15 protein-coding genes and 1 pseudogene are annotated in these 15,579 nt (G+C 44.0%); 6 read left to right on the top strand and 10 right to left on the bottom strand.

The genetic code is table 11. The features are described 5' to 3' along the window. Positions 1 to 3: 3 nt before the first annotated feature. Positions 4 to 2,460 (bottom strand): ABC transporter permease, encoded by a 2,457-nt coding sequence (locus R7P64_RS04865; protein WP_213901208.1) that lies wholly within the window; start codon positions 2,458 to 2,460, stop codon positions 4 to 6. After that, a complete protein-coding gene (locus tag R7P64_RS04870; protein WP_047101137.1) occupies positions 2,460 to 3,152 on the bottom strand; it encodes an ABC transporter ATP-binding protein in 693 nt (230 codons plus the stop codon). Before R7P64_RS04870 ends, R7P64_RS04865 begins: the two co-directional genes overlap by 1 nt. Here R7P64_RS04870 and tesA point away from each other — a divergent pair. The 4 genes from tesA (at position 3,151) to R7P64_RS04890 (ending at position 8,853) form a co-directional block, all read left to right on the top strand. Next, positions 3,151 to 3,753 (top strand): multifunctional acyl-CoA thioesterase I/protease I/lysophospholipase L1, encoded by a 603-nt coding sequence (gene tesA / locus R7P64_RS04875; RefSeq protein ID WP_005376324.1) that lies wholly within the window; start codon positions 3,151 to 3,153, stop codon positions 3,751 to 3,753. The two genes, R7P64_RS04870 and tesA, sit on opposite strands and share 2 nt — an antisense overlap. Positions 3,754 to 3,835: 82 nt before the next feature. Then, the gene (fabV, locus tag R7P64_RS04880) at positions 3,836 to 5,035 is read left to right on the top strand and encodes an enoyl-ACP reductase FabV (protein WP_213867709.1); all 1,200 of its coding nucleotides are present in this window, start codon (positions 3,836 to 3,838) and stop codon (positions 5,033 to 5,035) included. A gap of 180 nt (positions 5,036 to 5,215) precedes the next feature. Continuing rightward, on the top strand, positions 5,216 to 7,126 hold the full coding sequence (locus R7P64_RS04885; protein ID WP_167416034.1) for an EAL domain-containing protein: 1,911 nt from the start codon (positions 5,216 to 5,218) through the stop codon (positions 7,124 to 7,126). 71 nt (positions 7,127 to 7,197) lie between these two features. Continuing rightward, entirely contained in the window at positions 7,198 to 8,853 is a 1,656-nt protein-coding gene (locus R7P64_RS04890) for an ABC-ATPase domain-containing protein (protein WP_167416035.1), read from the top strand. Positions 8,854 to 8,932: 79 nt separating this feature from the next. Here the strand turns inward: R7P64_RS04890 and R7P64_RS04895 are convergent, their stop codons facing one another. Together R7P64_RS04895 and R7P64_RS04900 are read right to left on the bottom strand one after the other, a co-directional pair. Continuing rightward, positions 8,933 to 9,553, bottom strand: coding sequence for a DNA-J related domain-containing protein (locus tag R7P64_RS04895; RefSeq protein WP_005386286.1), 621 nt, complete (start codon positions 9,551 to 9,553; stop codon positions 8,933 to 8,935). A 128-nt stretch (positions 9,554 to 9,681) separates the two neighbouring features. Continuing rightward, positions 9,682 to 10,521, bottom strand: a complete 840-nt coding sequence (locus R7P64_RS04900; protein WP_005386285.1) for an isopenicillin N synthase family dioxygenase — start codon at positions 10,519 to 10,521, stop codon at positions 9,682 to 9,684. A gap of 242 nt (positions 10,522 to 10,763) precedes the next feature. Between R7P64_RS04900 and R7P64_RS04905 the strand changes: the two genes are divergently transcribed. After that, complete coding sequence (locus tag R7P64_RS04905) at positions 10,764 to 11,360, top strand: DUF2238 domain-containing protein (RefSeq protein ID WP_005376330.1); 597 nt, start codon at positions 10,764 to 10,766, stop codon at positions 11,358 to 11,360. On the opposite strand, the gene cutA is transcribed toward R7P64_RS04905, so the two are convergent. From cutA to R7P64_RS04930, 5 genes are all read right to left on the bottom strand, one after another. Beyond that, complete coding sequence (gene cutA, locus R7P64_RS04910) at positions 11,322 to 11,654, bottom strand: divalent-cation tolerance protein CutA (protein ID WP_017634166.1); 333 nt, start codon at positions 11,652 to 11,654, stop codon at positions 11,322 to 11,324. The two genes, R7P64_RS04905 and cutA, sit on opposite strands and share 39 nt — an antisense overlap. 14 nt (positions 11,655 to 11,668) lie before the next feature. Continuing rightward, positions 11,669 to 11,920, bottom strand: coding sequence for a hypothetical protein (locus tag R7P64_RS04915; protein WP_005376334.1), 252 nt, complete (start codon positions 11,918 to 11,920; stop codon positions 11,669 to 11,671). Continuing rightward, positions 11,904 to 13,613 carry an SgrR family transcriptional regulator gene (locus R7P64_RS04920; RefSeq protein WP_033907082.1) on the bottom strand — a complete coding sequence of 570 codons (1,710 nt, stop codon included), beginning with the start codon at positions 13,611 to 13,613 and terminating at the stop codon, positions 11,904 to 11,906. The genes R7P64_RS04915 and R7P64_RS04920 overlap by 17 nt, the downstream gene beginning before the upstream one ends. Before the next feature lie 79 nt (positions 13,614 to 13,692). Then, positions 13,693 to 13,926 (bottom strand): DUF3389 domain-containing protein, encoded by a 234-nt coding sequence (locus R7P64_RS04925; protein WP_005386281.1) that lies wholly within the window; start codon positions 13,924 to 13,926, stop codon positions 13,693 to 13,695. Between the two features lie 6 nt (positions 13,927 to 13,932). Beyond that, positions 13,933 to 14,367 carry a hotdog fold thioesterase gene (locus R7P64_RS04930; protein ID WP_005376340.1) on the bottom strand — a complete coding sequence of 145 codons (435 nt, stop codon included), beginning with the start codon at positions 14,365 to 14,367 and terminating at the stop codon, positions 13,933 to 13,935. Between the two features lie 201 nt (positions 14,368 to 14,568). Between R7P64_RS04930 and R7P64_RS04935 the strand changes: the two genes are divergently transcribed. After that, positions 14,569 to 15,357, top strand: coding sequence for a M48 family metallopeptidase (locus tag R7P64_RS04935; RefSeq protein WP_017634168.1), 789 nt, complete (start codon positions 14,569 to 14,571; stop codon positions 15,355 to 15,357). A 105-nt stretch (positions 15,358 to 15,462) separates the two neighbouring features. Here R7P64_RS04935 and R7P64_RS04940 read toward each other — a convergent pair. Beyond that, a pseudogene (locus R7P64_RS04940) lies at positions 15,463 to 15,579 on the bottom strand (IS200/IS605 family transposase); the annotation flags it as partial.

The raw sequence follows: 15,579 nt of genomic DNA on the forward strand, positions 1-15,579 counted from the left end.
CGATTAAGTGTTTACTGGCGTTAACAATCTTTTCAACAAACTCATCACTACAAGTGCCAACGTAACAAATGTTGCAAGCGGTAAAGCTATCCACAATTCGGGGTGAATTTGTGCATTGAGATCGAACCCATATGTCATGACTGCGGCCACACAAATTTCCGCAGCGAATACCGCAACACCACTAGCAATCAACGCCATAATTCCGTACTCGGCCCACAGGGTTGTGTTGATCCGTTTCTTACTTGAACCTAATGTGCGATACAAACGAATCTCTTGTTGACGTTGGGACAAGCTTAACCTCAGTAGAGTAAAGATGAGCAGCAGACCAGCAACAACGCCTAAAAGAGCAAGGATGGTGATTGCTGATACGATTTGCTGAATCAAAGCCTGAATTTTCTCGCCCATAGTTCGGATATCTAAAACAGAGACCGTTGGGTGAGCACGTGACATTGACGTCAACAACGCTTCATTTCCTTCTTCAATCCTATAACTGATGAGGTAAGAACCAGGTAAATTAGCCATCACGTCAGATGAGAAAATAAAATAAAAGTTAGGCTTCATGTCACGCCATTCGACATAACGGATGGTATCTACTACTGCATCGTAATTCTGACTGTTTATTACAAAGCGCAGCGTATCACCGAGTTTGATGCCTAAGTCATTTGCTACATCCGCTTCTACAGATACACTCCCTTTGTTTGTCCATTCACCCGAAAGCACATCATTATATTCTGGTAGGCTATCTCCCCATGTCAGGTTTAGCTCTCGACGTATCGCGTCAGAACCTTCTCCTTCGTACTCAACCTCTTTGACGTTTTGACCGTTGATCTCTGTTAGTCGTCCACGAATTATTGGATAAGCTTGTGACCGCGTAACTCCGTTTTTATCTAGGGTTTCTAGGTAGTTATCGAGCTCATAATCACCAATGTTCAAAGCGAACACATTTGGCGCGTCTGCAGGTAAGGTTCTCTCCCAATCAGCGAGAATATCGCTGCGCACAAGCCAAATGATAGACAGCAACATCAAAGATAATGCCAAAGCACCAAACTGTAGACCGCTGGTTACTGGCGTCCGGTTGATACGACTCAACGCAAGCTTCATTGCAGGATGGGTTGAAACACGTGCAAACAGTTTTGTGAGTATGACGCTAACTGCTGCGAGTACCACAAACAGTACCGCTATACCAGTGAGCACGATCCAAACTAAGGTGTTGTCTGCATACAGTAAAAGCAATGGAACAACGGGAACTAGAACAAGTAACATTCGCTTCCAAGAACGTTGCGCTTTGCCCTGCTGTAGCACTTCTAACGCGGGAGTTTTAATCAAGCCTAACAATGGTATACCGAGAGCGGGCACCGTAATCAAGACTGCTGAGATAAATGCCACCAAAAATGGTGTGACGCCGTAACTAGGGAGTGGATCGGGTAATAAGTCTTTGAGTGGAATGCGTAATAAATACTCCAGCCCGCTCCCTAGCAGTAGGCCGACGACACTGGCACTAATGAGAAGGATTGTGACTTGAATAAATAACCACTTTTCAATCCATCGGCGGCTCGCACCAAGACTTTTCAACATCGCAATAGTTTGTGTCCGGCTGTTCACGTAATTTTGACAAGTAAGAACCAATGTTGTCGCCGCCATAATGATGACAATTGCTACGGTCAAAGACAGATACTGCGTCGTACGTTCAAAAACCTCATTACTACGACTGGCAGTATCTTGCGTGCGCCAGCGATCGCTCGGAGAAAGCCGCGTATCATCTTGTAAGCTCTTTAGTGTTTTATCATCGGCTTGTAAAAACAGACGGTATTGAACTCGGCTCCCAACTTGAATTGCTCCTGTTTTATCTACGTCACTTTGATGAATGTATGCAGAAGGCATTTGCTGAAATGGATTAAAGCTCAAGCCAGGTTCCATCAATACTGCGCCTGATACAGTAAACTCGGCATCGCCTATCGTGACACTGTCACCTGACTTTACGCTTAGTTGAGTCATAATCCGTTCATCAAGCCAGAGTTGGTTCTCTTTAACGCGACCGGCTGGATTATTTTCAAGAACGAGCTCTCCCATTAAAGGGTAATTATCATCCACCGCCCTTACAGAAATAAGCTGCATACCATTATCGCTAAATGCCATAGTGGCAAAGCGTGTCATCGTCGAACGGTCAAGACTTTCAGTCGAGGCTAACAACGTGTCCGGAATGGGATTAGCAGACACAAACACCGCATCTGCCGTTAATGCGTCCTTCCCCTGCTTGACGATCACCTGCTCCATTCGTTCTGCTAATGCAGAAAGCGCAAAGATACTCGCAATCACGAGAATAAGAGCAACGCTAATAGGCCAAAGATTCCCCTGCCTTATTTCGCCGAAACTCCAGCGTATCAAACTTTTATTCGACGAGTGCTGTGATGTACTGTTTTGCTCTGTGGATGTTGCTTCACTTGATGATACTGCAGACATTACATCTCCTCCTTAAGCTCACCCGCCTCCATACGATAAATACGGTCACATCGGCTTGCTAGATGACCATCGTGTGTTACTAAAATCAGAGTTGTCCCGTGCTGTTCATTAAGATCGAATAGCAGCTCAATCACTTTGTCTGCGGTTTGATGGTCAAGATTGCCGGTAGGTTCGTCTGCGAACAACAGTTCAGGTTGTGTCATAAATGCGCGCGCTAGTGCAACTCGCTGTTGTTCACCACCAGATAACTGGCTTGGTAGATGGTCGACACGTTTTTCCAATCCAACAGCAGCTAATAATTCCGCTGCTCTTGCTTCATCTTCGGCTTCACCACGTAAAAGACAAGGAAGTGTGACATTACGTAATGCACTCAAACTCGGGATTAACAGGAAACTTTGGAAAACGAAACCTAAAGAGTCAGCGCGAATTTTCGCACGTGCTTCATCGTCCAGTTTTGATAATTCATGACCTAATAAAGTAATTTCGCCTGATGTCGGCGTATCAAGACCAGCTAGCAACGTCATCAATGTTGACTTACCTGCACCGGAAGTTCCGACGATGGCGATTTTTTCTCCTTTTCGGATGTCAACATTTACGTCTTTGAGGATTGTTAATTGTTCTTGATTAGTAGAGACTTGTTTAGAAACCAAATTGGCTTGAACAATAGGTGCATTAAGTACAGGTGTTTGCATGATTCGTATACTTTCCTTAGTTCTATTTTTTTGTTTTTCCGCTACTGCACATGCGAGCGAAAAGCTACTTGTCTTGGGTGATAGCTTGAGTGCAGGCTATCAGATGCCAATCGAAGAGAGTTGGCCTAGCTTACTCCCTGATGCGTTGTCAGAACATGGTCAAGATGTAACAGTTATTAATGCCAGCATTTCTGGCGATACAACCGGCAATGGCTTAGCACGGTTACCTCAGTTGCTAACTCAGCATAGCCCTGACATGGTACTTATTGAGTTAGGTGCCAACGATGGACTGAGAGGTTTCCCTCCTAAACTTATTACGTCGAATCTTTCAAAAATGATTACCATGATAAAAGATTCTGGTGCGGACGTTGTCATGATGCAAATTCGGGTTCCACCTAATTATGGTAAGCGCTATAGCGATATGTTTTACGATATCTACCCTAAGCTTGCACAGCATCAACAAGTTGCCTTGATGCCATTCTTCTTAGAGCATGTTGTCACCAAACCAGAGTGGATGATGGATGATGGCCTTCACCCAAAACCAGATGCACAACCTTGGATCGCTGATTTCGTTGCTCAAGAATTAATTAAACATCTCTAATTTTAATGGTCTAGCTCAATAAGTTTTACGTAACTTTACGTTAATCTATTTTCAATTCCACTCATCGAGGATAGATAACAACATGCGAATAGAACCGTTAATTCAAGGTGTTGTTGCTCGCTCTGCGCACCCCAAAGGGTGTCATGCATCTATTAAAGAGCAAATTGAATACGTAAAACGCGCCCCACAGATCAAAAAAGGCCCAAAACGGGTTTTGATTATTGGAGCCTCCTCTGGTTTCGGCCTAGCGGCACGAATCGCCTTAACGTTCGGTGGCGCTAACGCCGATACCATTGGCGTCTCATTTGAGCGTGGCCCTTCAGAGAAAGGGGTTGGGAGTGCGGGTTGGTATAACAACGTCTTTTTTAAGCAAGAAGCAAATCAAGCCGGGCGTACCGCAATAAATATTGTTGGTGATGCATTCTCTGGTTCGGTGCGCAATCAAGTGATTGAAGCCATTGAAACGTACTTTGAGGGTGAAGTTGACTTAGTCATCTATAGCTTGGCAACCGGTGTTCGACCTAAACCTGAATCTGATGAGTTTTGGCGCAGTGTCATTAAACCTATTGGTGAACCTGTCACTGGCGCTTCTATCATGCTGGAGAACGATAAGTGGACAGAAACCACCTTAACGCCTGCAACAGAAGAGGAAGCCAATGCCACCATTAAAGTAATGGGCGGCGAAGACTGGGAAAGCTGGATTGACACACTCATTAATAACGACTCTATCGCAAACGGCTGCAAAACCATCGCCTTTTCTTACATGGGCCCTGACATTACGCACCCAATTTATCTCGATGGTACGTTAGGTCGAGCGAAAATCGATTTACACCAAACCAGTCATTCATTAAACCTCAAACTCGCCAACTTTGACGGCGGTGCTTACGCAACCGTGTGTAAGGCGTTGGTGACGAAAGCCAGTGTATTCATACCTGCTCTAAGTCCTTACCTGTTAGCGCTTTATCGAGTGATGAAGGAAAAAGGTACTCACGAACGCTGTATTGAACAAATGCAGCGACTGTTTACTACGAAGTTATACGATCAAGAGAAAGTGCCAGTTGACGGTGAACGCTTGATTCGAATAGATGACTTGGAACTTGAACCGCAAGTTCAACAAGAAGTCCACGCTCTTTTAGAACAAATGAATGCTGATAACTTTAAAGAGATTGGTGATTACCAAGGTTTTAAAGATGAGTTTATGAAGATCAATGGCTTTAACTTTGAATATGTCGACTATTCGCAAGACATTTCTATTGAATCGTTAATGTCGCTTAAGCCTTGATGCTTGTTATCTGTTTCAAGGATGAGATATGTGACAACTATTCCTAGTCCTGAACACTTTTCAGGACTTTTTTTTGTTTCGAGCCCTAGCCACCCTATACTTAATTAAAAAGCGAGAACAAAATAGAGCAGTCTGCATTTTTAATTCACAGGAAGTGAAACCACGTAAAGGATGACCTATATGGGGAGATTGCAAACATTAGACTACGAAATCCCTGAGTCTATGCGAAGAAGTTGGCAGGAAATCGTCAACTTACTGGCTCAAATAACGCACGTACCCACCACATTAATTATGCGTATCCATCCAGATCGCATAGAAGTAAATACATCCAGCGAAACTATAGGTAATCCTTATCGTACTGGCGATACTGAGTTGCTTGGCAACGGTTTGTATTGTGAGCATGTCATAAAACACAAAAGTGAACTTATTGTCCCAAACGCGCTTGAAGATGAAGAGTGGCAAAATAACCCTGATATCAAACTAGGTATGATCTCTTATTGCGGCTTACCGCTATTCTGGCCAAATGGAGAGACGTTTGGAACTATTTGCATGCTTGATTCTAAGGAGAATGAATACTGCGACACTTACCGGCAATTGCTTGGGACTTTTAAAGATTCAATCGAAGCGCAGCTTTCCATCGTGCATCAGCAACACAAACTTCAGCGTCTTAACAACGAACTCAAAAATAGAGTTGAGAATCGCACTACAGATTTGGCGCAGTTAAGTTATTCCCTAACGCAAGAGATTGATCGTCGCAGAGCCGCTGAAAAGCAGGTGAGCTACCAAAAAACACACGATCAAGGAACTGGATTCCTAAACCGAGCAGCACTCGAAAATATAGTCAGTGACACACTCAGAACGTTAGATCACAGTCAGCAATCATTAATCGTAATAAACATTGGTTTTAGCAATGCACGCAGTATCCAAACCCGTTATGGCTTTGAAGCTTTCGACGAAATATTGAAAGAGTTTCGGTATCGTCTTGGTAAGCGGGAGTCTAGACATTTTGTTACGGGGAGGCCTAGCTCCAATGATCTCGTATTGCTCGTTTGGGGCACAGAAATCGATATAAAATTGCATCAGCTACTGAATGATATTACCGATATTGGTATGGGAAGTTTTAATGTAAAAGACACGGAGGTTCACCTAAACTCTTACATTGGTGTTGTACAAGCTCACCGAACCAGTAATGCTAAACAACTACTCCAGAATGCATGTTATGCCATGCTTTTGTGTAAAGAATCTGGCGAAGCGTATAGTTATTTTTGTGAAAGCCATTCAAATGAACTCAACAACCACAATCAACTGGAAAGCTACTTATTGCAAGCGGTAAGAAACGACGACCTAATGCTCTACTTTCAGCCCAAAGTGCACCCTCAAACCCACAAGTGGATTGGCGCAGAAGCGTTACTACGCTGGAGGCATCCAATACTTGGCGACGTATCCAACGAAGCATTAATACATATGGCTGAACAAAACGGGCTTATCTTTGAAGTTGGCTCTTTTGTTCTTCGAACCGCGATAGACAAAGCAAAACAATGGTCTGAGTTAATTGATAACTTCAAAATGGCCGTCAACGTTTCTCCCATTCAATTACAAAACGTAAATTTTGCAGAACAAGTGCAACACCTACTCGAGTCTTTTCATTTGCCAGCACACTTTCTCGAGCTCGAGGTGACCGAGAGCGCTTTAATTGCCGATGAGGTCGTAGCACGCACTACATTAAATAAACTGCACAAATTGGGCGTGACATTGTCACTTGACGATTTTGGTACAGGATATGCCTCGTTCAGCTATTTAAAGAAATATCCATTTGATGCCATCAAAATTGATAAAAGCTTCGTCCAGCAAATGGAAAAGTCGGACGATGATCGCGCGATAATTTGTTCTATCATACACATCGCGAAAAAACTGGAACTCCAAGTCGTGATCGAAGGCATTGAATCTCCCCAACAAGAACAGTTTCTCATTGGTGAGGGCTGTGATATCGGACAAGGTTTTCTTTATGGTAAACCTATGCCTTGTAATGAATTTGAGCAAAGTTTGTTTAATCAGCGCCTTTCTGGCGGGCAATACGCCTACTCTTCCTAAGCATTCTCTTTACTATGAGGGCGGTGGTTTCTATAATCGCCGCCCGCTTCTATTAAAAGGCCAATATCTTCATGGATCAGTTGACTGCCACGCTTAAGAAAATTGAAAAGCAGAACTACCGAGCTTATCAGCAAATCAAAGGTCAATACGACTTCACTGATTTCACTTTGTTTATCGATCATGTACAGGGTGACCCTTATGCATCGGCGTCACGTTTTCGTGCGACTCGCGCATGGTCTTTGACTGGTCTTGAGTGGCTAAGAGACGAGTCTCCTGCATTTCAAAGAGGTGCACGTGATTTTATTGCGCGTAGTTTTGAACAGTTTGCTAAACAAGAAAACTCAGTATCAATTTCACTGACAGGCCAAACTGTACTGGATAGCACCGCGGTGTTGTTTACTGAAGAAGGTATTGAACTGCGTTTTCGAGTTAACTTACCAGCCGAAGGTCGTTCAGTATTGGGGAAAAAAGCCAACAACATACTGACTTTCCACCTGCCTAAGTTTATCCGTCGAGCAACTTTAGAGCGTGAACTCGACAAAGCCGCTTTAATTAAGCACTGCCAAGTTGTTGAAGACCAAGATGCCCTGCGAGAACAGTTGGAGGCCAATAACTTAGTCGCGTTTGTCGCAAACGGCAGTATTCTTCCTCGAATTGCAGGTAATTGCGACCTTCCAATGAAAGAAGCCGTTGAGTTTAAAGCCCCTGAATCTCTACAAGTCACTTTACATGCGCCAAACAAGGGCCATGTCACAGGATTAGGAATTCCAAAAGGTATCACACTGATCGTAGGTGGCGGCTTCCACGGTAAATCTACCTTATTAAATGCAATAGAGCGTTCAATTTACGATCATATTCCAGGAGATGGTCGCGAATACATTGTTGCCGATAACAAGGCTATGAAGATTCGTGCCGAAGATGGCCGATGCGTACACCACTTGAACCTCTCGAACTACATCAACCATTTACCGATGGGTAAAGATACGGCGGACTTTTCTACTCAAGACGCATCAGGCTCAACGTCGCAAGCCGCTTGGCTTCAAGAGTCTATTGAAGCGGGTGCAAGCACATTATTGATTGATGAAGATACTTCTGCTACCAACTTCATGATTAGAGATGAGCGTATGCAGGCATTGGTGGCAAAAGGTGATGAGCCAATTACTCCTCTCGTCGACCGCATTGGTCAATTACGAGATGATCTTGATATCTCTACCATTATCGTTATGGGTGGGTCAGGCGACTACTTAGACGTTGCCGATACCGTCATTCAAATGCACGACTACCAAGCCGTTGATGTGACTGAAAAAGCGAAAGAAGTTATCGCTCAGCACCCTACTCAACGTCATAACGAGTCGGAAGAACGTTTACAGACCTTCCCACCTCGAGCACTGAACCGCGTTGCGTTGATGAATATTCTCACTGACGGCAAGTTCCGTGTGAATGCGAAAGGCAAAGAGTCACTTCGATTTGGTAAAGAGTTTACTGATCTTAGCGCTTTGGAACAGATAGAGTCAGCCGATGAAATCAACACAATTGGCTGGTTATGGTTCCAAATTGCTCAACTTCCAGGTTGGTGTAATCATCCAGCGAAGGAGATTGAAGAAATGCTGTCTGGTGAGTGGCATGCCGCTCTTCCTAAGCAAGGCGACTTAGCCAAACCACGCACACTAGACGTTATGGCTGCCCTCAACCGCATGCGAAAATCTCAGTTTAAGCCATCATGCTAGTTTTGATACGCTGACAAAGACAGTGCAATCAAAAGGCAGCTATAGTTAGCTGCCTTCCTTTATCTTTATTCTTAGCGAATCATTCGTTTCTCAGTACATTCCACGCTTCACAAAGAACTCTAAATCTTTCTGCATTGCCATTTTCCCGATCAGGATGCCAACGAAGCGCGAGTTTTCGCCATTGTTTTCTAATTTCCGCAGGCGTAGCGTCAGTGTTAAGTTCAAAGAGTGACAGTGCCTTTGTCTTATCTACGCTGGCTACCGACGAACCACCGATGAACTTTTGATAAGTTGTCCAAAATTCATTCAACAGTCGACGCACTTCATCTTCGTCCGCTTCGTAATTGCGCCAATCTAAGTAATACTCACGCAAAGGATCATGAATATCGATCTTATGCCTCAAAGCTTCCATCGAAGACATGAGCTGAATATCCATGGCTTCGACTTGAAGCCAACTATCCGGATACAGAGTGTCTTGCAGTTGATATAATGCATTCATGATCAGGAAATTTCTTTTGAATAAATCCTTATCGGGAGAGTCGTCCAGCTTTGAAATATAACCTTGTTCACCCAACGAGCTTGCCAAGGTGTGCACTTTCCAATTGGAGGGCTGTTTTCTCAGAATTTCTAGCATTGGCCAAAGCAGCGGATTTTCTATTGCATGAGGCTCAATACTATTGACAGTACGTTGTCCTTCCATTCATCCTCTCTGACACGAGTTTAGGGCCCCATTCACGGCACAAAAAACATAGTTTCCACTTTGTAGCATAAATGCAAAAAGGCCGATAGTCATTCACCATCGGCCTTTGTAAGGAGATCACGTAAAGGTTAAATAACCCCTAGCTCACGTAAACGTTCCATAAGGTAGCTATGTGCAGTGTAGCGCTCAGATAACACCACTTCCGGCTTTGGATGCAGGAACAACGGTAATGAGATACGTGACTTTTCTTGACGGCCACCCGTAGGGTTGATTACACGGTGAGTCGTTGAAGGGAAATAACCACCTGACGCTTCTTGAAGCATATCACCAATGTTGATGATTAAGTTCCCGAAGTCACATGGTACATCGATCCAATCACCCTCTTTACTCTTTACTTGCAGTCCAGGTTCATTAGCAGCAGGCAAAACCGTTAACAGGTTAATGTCTTCATGCGCAGCAGCACGAATAGCGCCTGGCTCTTCTTCGCCTGTCATCGGTGGGTAGTGAAGCACGCGTAGTAATGTTTTGTCACTGTTATTGATCATTTCTGACAACGCGATAGAGAACTTCTCTTGAACGTCCTTAGGTGCGTACGCTTCAACCCAGCCTAATAGCTCTTGAGCAAATGCATTGGCACGCTCGTAGTACTCTAAGATTTCAGCTTTAAGCTGCTCTGGGATCTGACCCCAAGGGTAAACATGAAAGTACTCTTTGATGTCTTTCACTTTGTGCCCTTTCGCCACTTCAGACACAGAAGGTGGGAAGTAGCCATCTTGGGTGTCTACGTTAAAGTGAAAATCATTCTTTTGTTCTGAACAGAAAAACTCATGCCAGTTTTTGTAAATTGACTCTACAAGCTCTTGTGGAATCGGGTGGTTTTTCAACACACCGAACCCCGTTTCGCGTAGAGAGGTAACGAACTGTTGAGCAGCATCGTCAGCAAGATAATCGACAGTTTCCAGTTTCATGGCTTTACTTCTTTTTTATTAGACTGAATCATGGATTCTATGGATGGGCATGTTGTAAATCAAACTTTAATGAAAAGTGCACGCGCAAACGTTTTAATGTTGAGCAGTTTGCCAATAAATCAACATTTTCAGTGATCAAAAAACCCATTAAAATATCAATTGCACACCGTTCAATTAAGTGCAATCATTAACACAATCTATGGAGTCCCACTGTAAGATAAATTGAAGGATCAAATAACTCTATGAAAAGCACCTCGACACTCTTAGGATTAACGATTTTTTATGCCATCGTGTTTTTATTTTCTGCGTTGGAACCTAACTCACGTGCAGTTTGGTTTGCGGAGATTATCCCGGCGATTGGTATTCTTGTTGCTATTTGGGCGATTTCGATTCGCTATCAGTTCAGTAATACGGCTTACTTTTTAATGTTCATCTGGCTCTGTTTGCACACTATCGGTGCGAAATATACGTTCTCCGAAGTGCCGTTTGACTGGTTTAACGACATGATTGGTTCAGAGCGAAATAATTTTGATCGCGTTGCGCACTTTTCAATTGGCCTTTACGCATATCCGATCGCTGAATACTTGATAAACAAAAAACGGTTCAACAAAGCGTTCTCTTGCTGGTTTGCTTTGTTTGCTATCATGTCACTTGCTGCTGGCTATGAGATTATCGAATGGTGGTATGCGGAGTTGGCTGGTGGCGATGAGGGAATTGCCTTTCTGGGCTCGCAAGGTGACATATGGGACGCCCAGAAAGATATGTTGTGCGATACCGTTGGTGCAGTGTTGTCGTTATTCTTAATGTCGGCTCAACGTCGATTCTCTCAACCATTCTAAATAAGGGTTAAACCCATCAACAATTGGAACCTGTACGATTTGAGCGACCTCGTATTCGTGCAGGTTTTCTATTTTCTCTTCCACCAATTCATAAAGTTCTCGACGAGTTTTGATGACTAGCAACCATTCGTTGTCAGTACAAACCTCCCCTTTCCAAACGTAGTGGCTTTCAATAGGCATTGTTTGAATACACGCGGCTAATTGGGCATCTAGCAAACCTTTAATGATCTGATCTCGATTTTTTTCATTACTGGTTGTACTTAAAACCATGCAATAGTCATGTTTCATACTCATTTTCTAGCCCTTTATTATTTCATCGTCACTTTGCCGCCAATCATTTTGTAAGCGGGGGTTCCTCTTACTAGGGTATCTCTTGCAAACTCTTGTCCGCAAGCGGGGCAAATACATGGGGTTTGTGTGAAATCGTCAACAATGCGCTCTTTGAAGCATTTAACCAGTGCGCCTTTCCCGCCTTTACGGTACTTAAATAGTTGAGTTTTACATTTAGAGCAAAAGATATCGACGGTTTTCGTCGGTTGTTTTTTATTCGGTTTCGCCATGGTTACTTTCTATATCCGGTTTGACCCATACATTATTAAAATCAAACCAACCTAAGGCATTACACTTTGCATTTTGTAACGCACCGCTGTGGTCTTTATTCACGCCTAGCCAGCAGTGAAACATAGGAATCACCTGACAGCTTTTTACTAACTGTCGTCCTAGCTCACGCGCAGGAAAGTCTGTGTGCATCCCAGCACGCCATTGATCGACAAGTTTAGCCCATTCACTAAAATCGTAACCTGAACTGAACTTCTCAATATCACTGTAATCCAGGAGCCAGCCCGCCAACGCGTCATTTCGGTTCGTTGCAATGCCCATAGCTTTCACCCAGATATCCACTTCCTCCGGCGCGGGCGGTTGAGAATCATAACGAATAAACTCAACCTCTATACCGTGCGGTTTTAAGAGTGTCTTGATGGCCTTGGCAACTACTGGAAACATCGGATGCTTTTTCTGATACGCTACGGAAATTACCTTATTAGCCTGTGGTACGCTGCCCGCTTCCGCTGGCCTGAGATCAATCCAACCGGGCTTAAGGCCAAAGGCTTGCAATACTCCCAGTTCCATCACTTTATCTTGTGGAACATGCGCGTAAATCTGGTGACTGTTGAGGGTTTGCGAGAGGAACTCTGCCCAACGTGGATCTTTTGCAATCCCAGTGTTTTTGTTTAGTAATAGGAATGTACAGCCAGGGTCCAGCTCGACTTCATCGGATGAACCTTGTTTATCCATCTTCGGCTTTGACAGGCTTGGATAAACCATTGAAGAATAGGCTTCATCGATTACCCACACCTCCACTTGGTCAAGTAAAGGGCGAAAACCAAAGTAGCCATCAAAAGCCGTCAAAATAAGACGCTTATCATCATTCATTTTAACTTGGAACGGCCCTGTCCCTATCGGTTGTCTATCGAAGCTTTCAGAACGCAAAGCACTCGGTAGCAAAATTTTTGCTTGCGACTCACTCAGAGCCAGAGGCAGGTAGCGATCAGGACGGATGAGCTCAATATCAACGGTCCACTCTTGTGGCGAAGACACCCGCTTTATGTGAGAAAACAAGTTCAAGCTATTTAACGCAAGCACACTCTCAAGAACACAACTGGTTGTTAACGGTTCACCGTTATGAAAGCGTACTCCACGACGAAGATAAAAACGCCAATGTGTATCAGAAATTGCTTCCCACGTGTGGGCTAAATCTGGTTGAAGTTGTTCATTTTCATCAAGGCGAGTGAGTCCGCTAAAAATTTGTCTGGCGATGTGCTGTTCAGAACGCCGCATCGGTTTCTGCGGGTTTAACATCGACAATGGTCGATAATAAGGCAAACGCACGACCTGCTCGCCCTGTCGATGCTGAAGCCCTAAATAACCTTGGATAACCTGCGTCAATCGTGCCGCATCGTTATCAAGCGCATCTAGAGCCTGACCGATTTTCCCTTCATCGAGATAACGCCTGGCGAGGTTTTCGCTGACGTCGCTTCGATTACGTTTAAAAACGAGTTTCGAAAGTTTTCCTCGACCCGCTGCCGGATGCCACTCAATCCAGCCCTCTTCTTCAAGTTTATTTAGAACAATACGAGCATTACGACGTGTACAAAACAACGCTTCGGTGATGTCTTCGAGCTGAACGTCCGTATCGTGACCGGAAAATTTTTCAAACAGTGTTTCGAACTGAACACGTAAACGAGGGCTACTCATAAAGAGGAAATTCTTATCTTGTTGTCGATAAGCTAAGTTTCCTCATTTTTACCAAAAAGTGCAAACATCACACTATAAATTATTGAATATCGATACCAATTTCTCGCGAAAGTTCAGCCAGTTGTACCTCGTTGTCGAGCTTGATAGACCATTTGCACTCTGCTCCATGAGATAAAACAACGTTCGCTCCTCTACCCAGCAACTGAATTGCATCGGTTTGCGCTTGCAAGGTTACCATTGCACTACCGGAGAGCTTAATCACTATTTCACGCTGGGTTGCAATGATTTTTCCTAATGAAAACTCAATCACCATCTTAGTTTATACCGACTTTGTTTTGTGTTGTTTCACAGCGATGGTCAAGCGACTGGTACACACTAAACGGCCTCGCTCATCAGTGATATCGATTTGCCACACTTGCGTTGAAATACCCAGATGAAGCGGTTTTGCCGTACCAATCACATGACCACTTCGCATGGCTCGCACATGGTTCGCGTTAATATCTAAACCGACGCAGTAGCTGCCCTCATCGACAGAGAAGTTTGCAGCCAATGAGCCTAATGTTTCTGCGAGCACGACTGATGCACCACCGTGAAGCATTCCTAAAGGTTGATGAGTAAAGCTGCATACGGGCATGGTTGCTGTCAGGGAGTCGTCAGTGAAATCTGTATATTTAATTTGTAGGTGCTCGATCAGGGTATTTTTTGACGTGGCATTCAGAATCTCTATGCTTACGGGCTTTTTCCATATACTCATTGTTTTACTCTTAGTTTCACAAACTGGTTTGTTAGGTTGTAACGATGTACTGGGAAGCTAGCATAGACGCTACCTGGGCATAACTTCAAGACGTAACATCTCACCTTCTTTATCAATCAGATGAATAACTTGATCCATGCATCATGTTACTATTTGGGTATATACTATTGCTTCAAAACAAAAAATTAAATGGAGCCTATTATGAAGGTATGGATGAAAGCCTCTGCTCTTTTAACTATCGCGGGTTTAACAGCGTGTAGCGCATCACCGACGGGTCGCAACCAGATCCTGATGTTTTCAGATCAGGAAATGTCATCGCTTGGCGCTAAATCTTTCGAACAAATGAAGAAAGATATCCCAATCAGCAAAGATCGCAAAACGAATGCCTACGTTCAATGCGTTGCCAAACACATCACTGACACCATTCCCGCTCAATCTGGATTTAAAGACTGGGAAGTCGTTGTTTTTGATAGTGAACAAGTCAATGCGTTTGCTCTACCAGGTGGGAAGATCGGCGTGTATACCGGGCTTTTAGATGTCGCGAAAAACCAAGATCAGTTGGCAACAGTCATTGGTCACGAAGTCGCTCACGTCCTCGCTGACCACAGTAATGAACGTCTCTCACAAAGTCAGTTAGCAAATGCCGGGTTGTCTCTAGCAAACGTTGCCATTGGAGCTTCCGAGTACAAACAGTATCAACAAATGACGATGGCGGCACTTGGTGTCGGTGTTCAATACGGTGTTATCTTGCCATACGGTCGTACTCAGGAATCCGAGGCTGATATTGTCGGGCTGGAATTCATGGCAAAAGCAGGTTTCGACCCACGTCAAAGTGTCGATTTATGGAAAAATATGAGTGCTGCATCAGGTGGTTCTCAACCACCTGAATTCTTCTCAACCCACCCATCGCACAGTACGCGCATTAAAGATTTACAAGCAACCATAAATAAGCTGCCTGCGTATAACGCGAAAGCACCAAGATGTGGCTAATTCATTGCTACTTGCTACTATCGTCTACTACTTAAGCTTGCCAAGTAAATTACCACCTTCTAAAGAAGGTGGCTTTGTGTGAGCCCCCTAAAAGGGGACCTTTGTTTAGTCCAGCGCCAATTGCTGCTGCTCTACTCGCTCTTGCTTCTCTTGATGTCTTACATATCGGCGTATTATTTCTTCATTGATTCCAACACTATCGACAAAATAGCCTCTTTGCCA

The organism is Vibrio sp. 2304, from assembly GCF_033339475.1.
GTDB lineage: Bacteria > Pseudomonadota > Gammaproteobacteria > Enterobacterales > Vibrionaceae > Vibrio > Vibrio alginolyticus.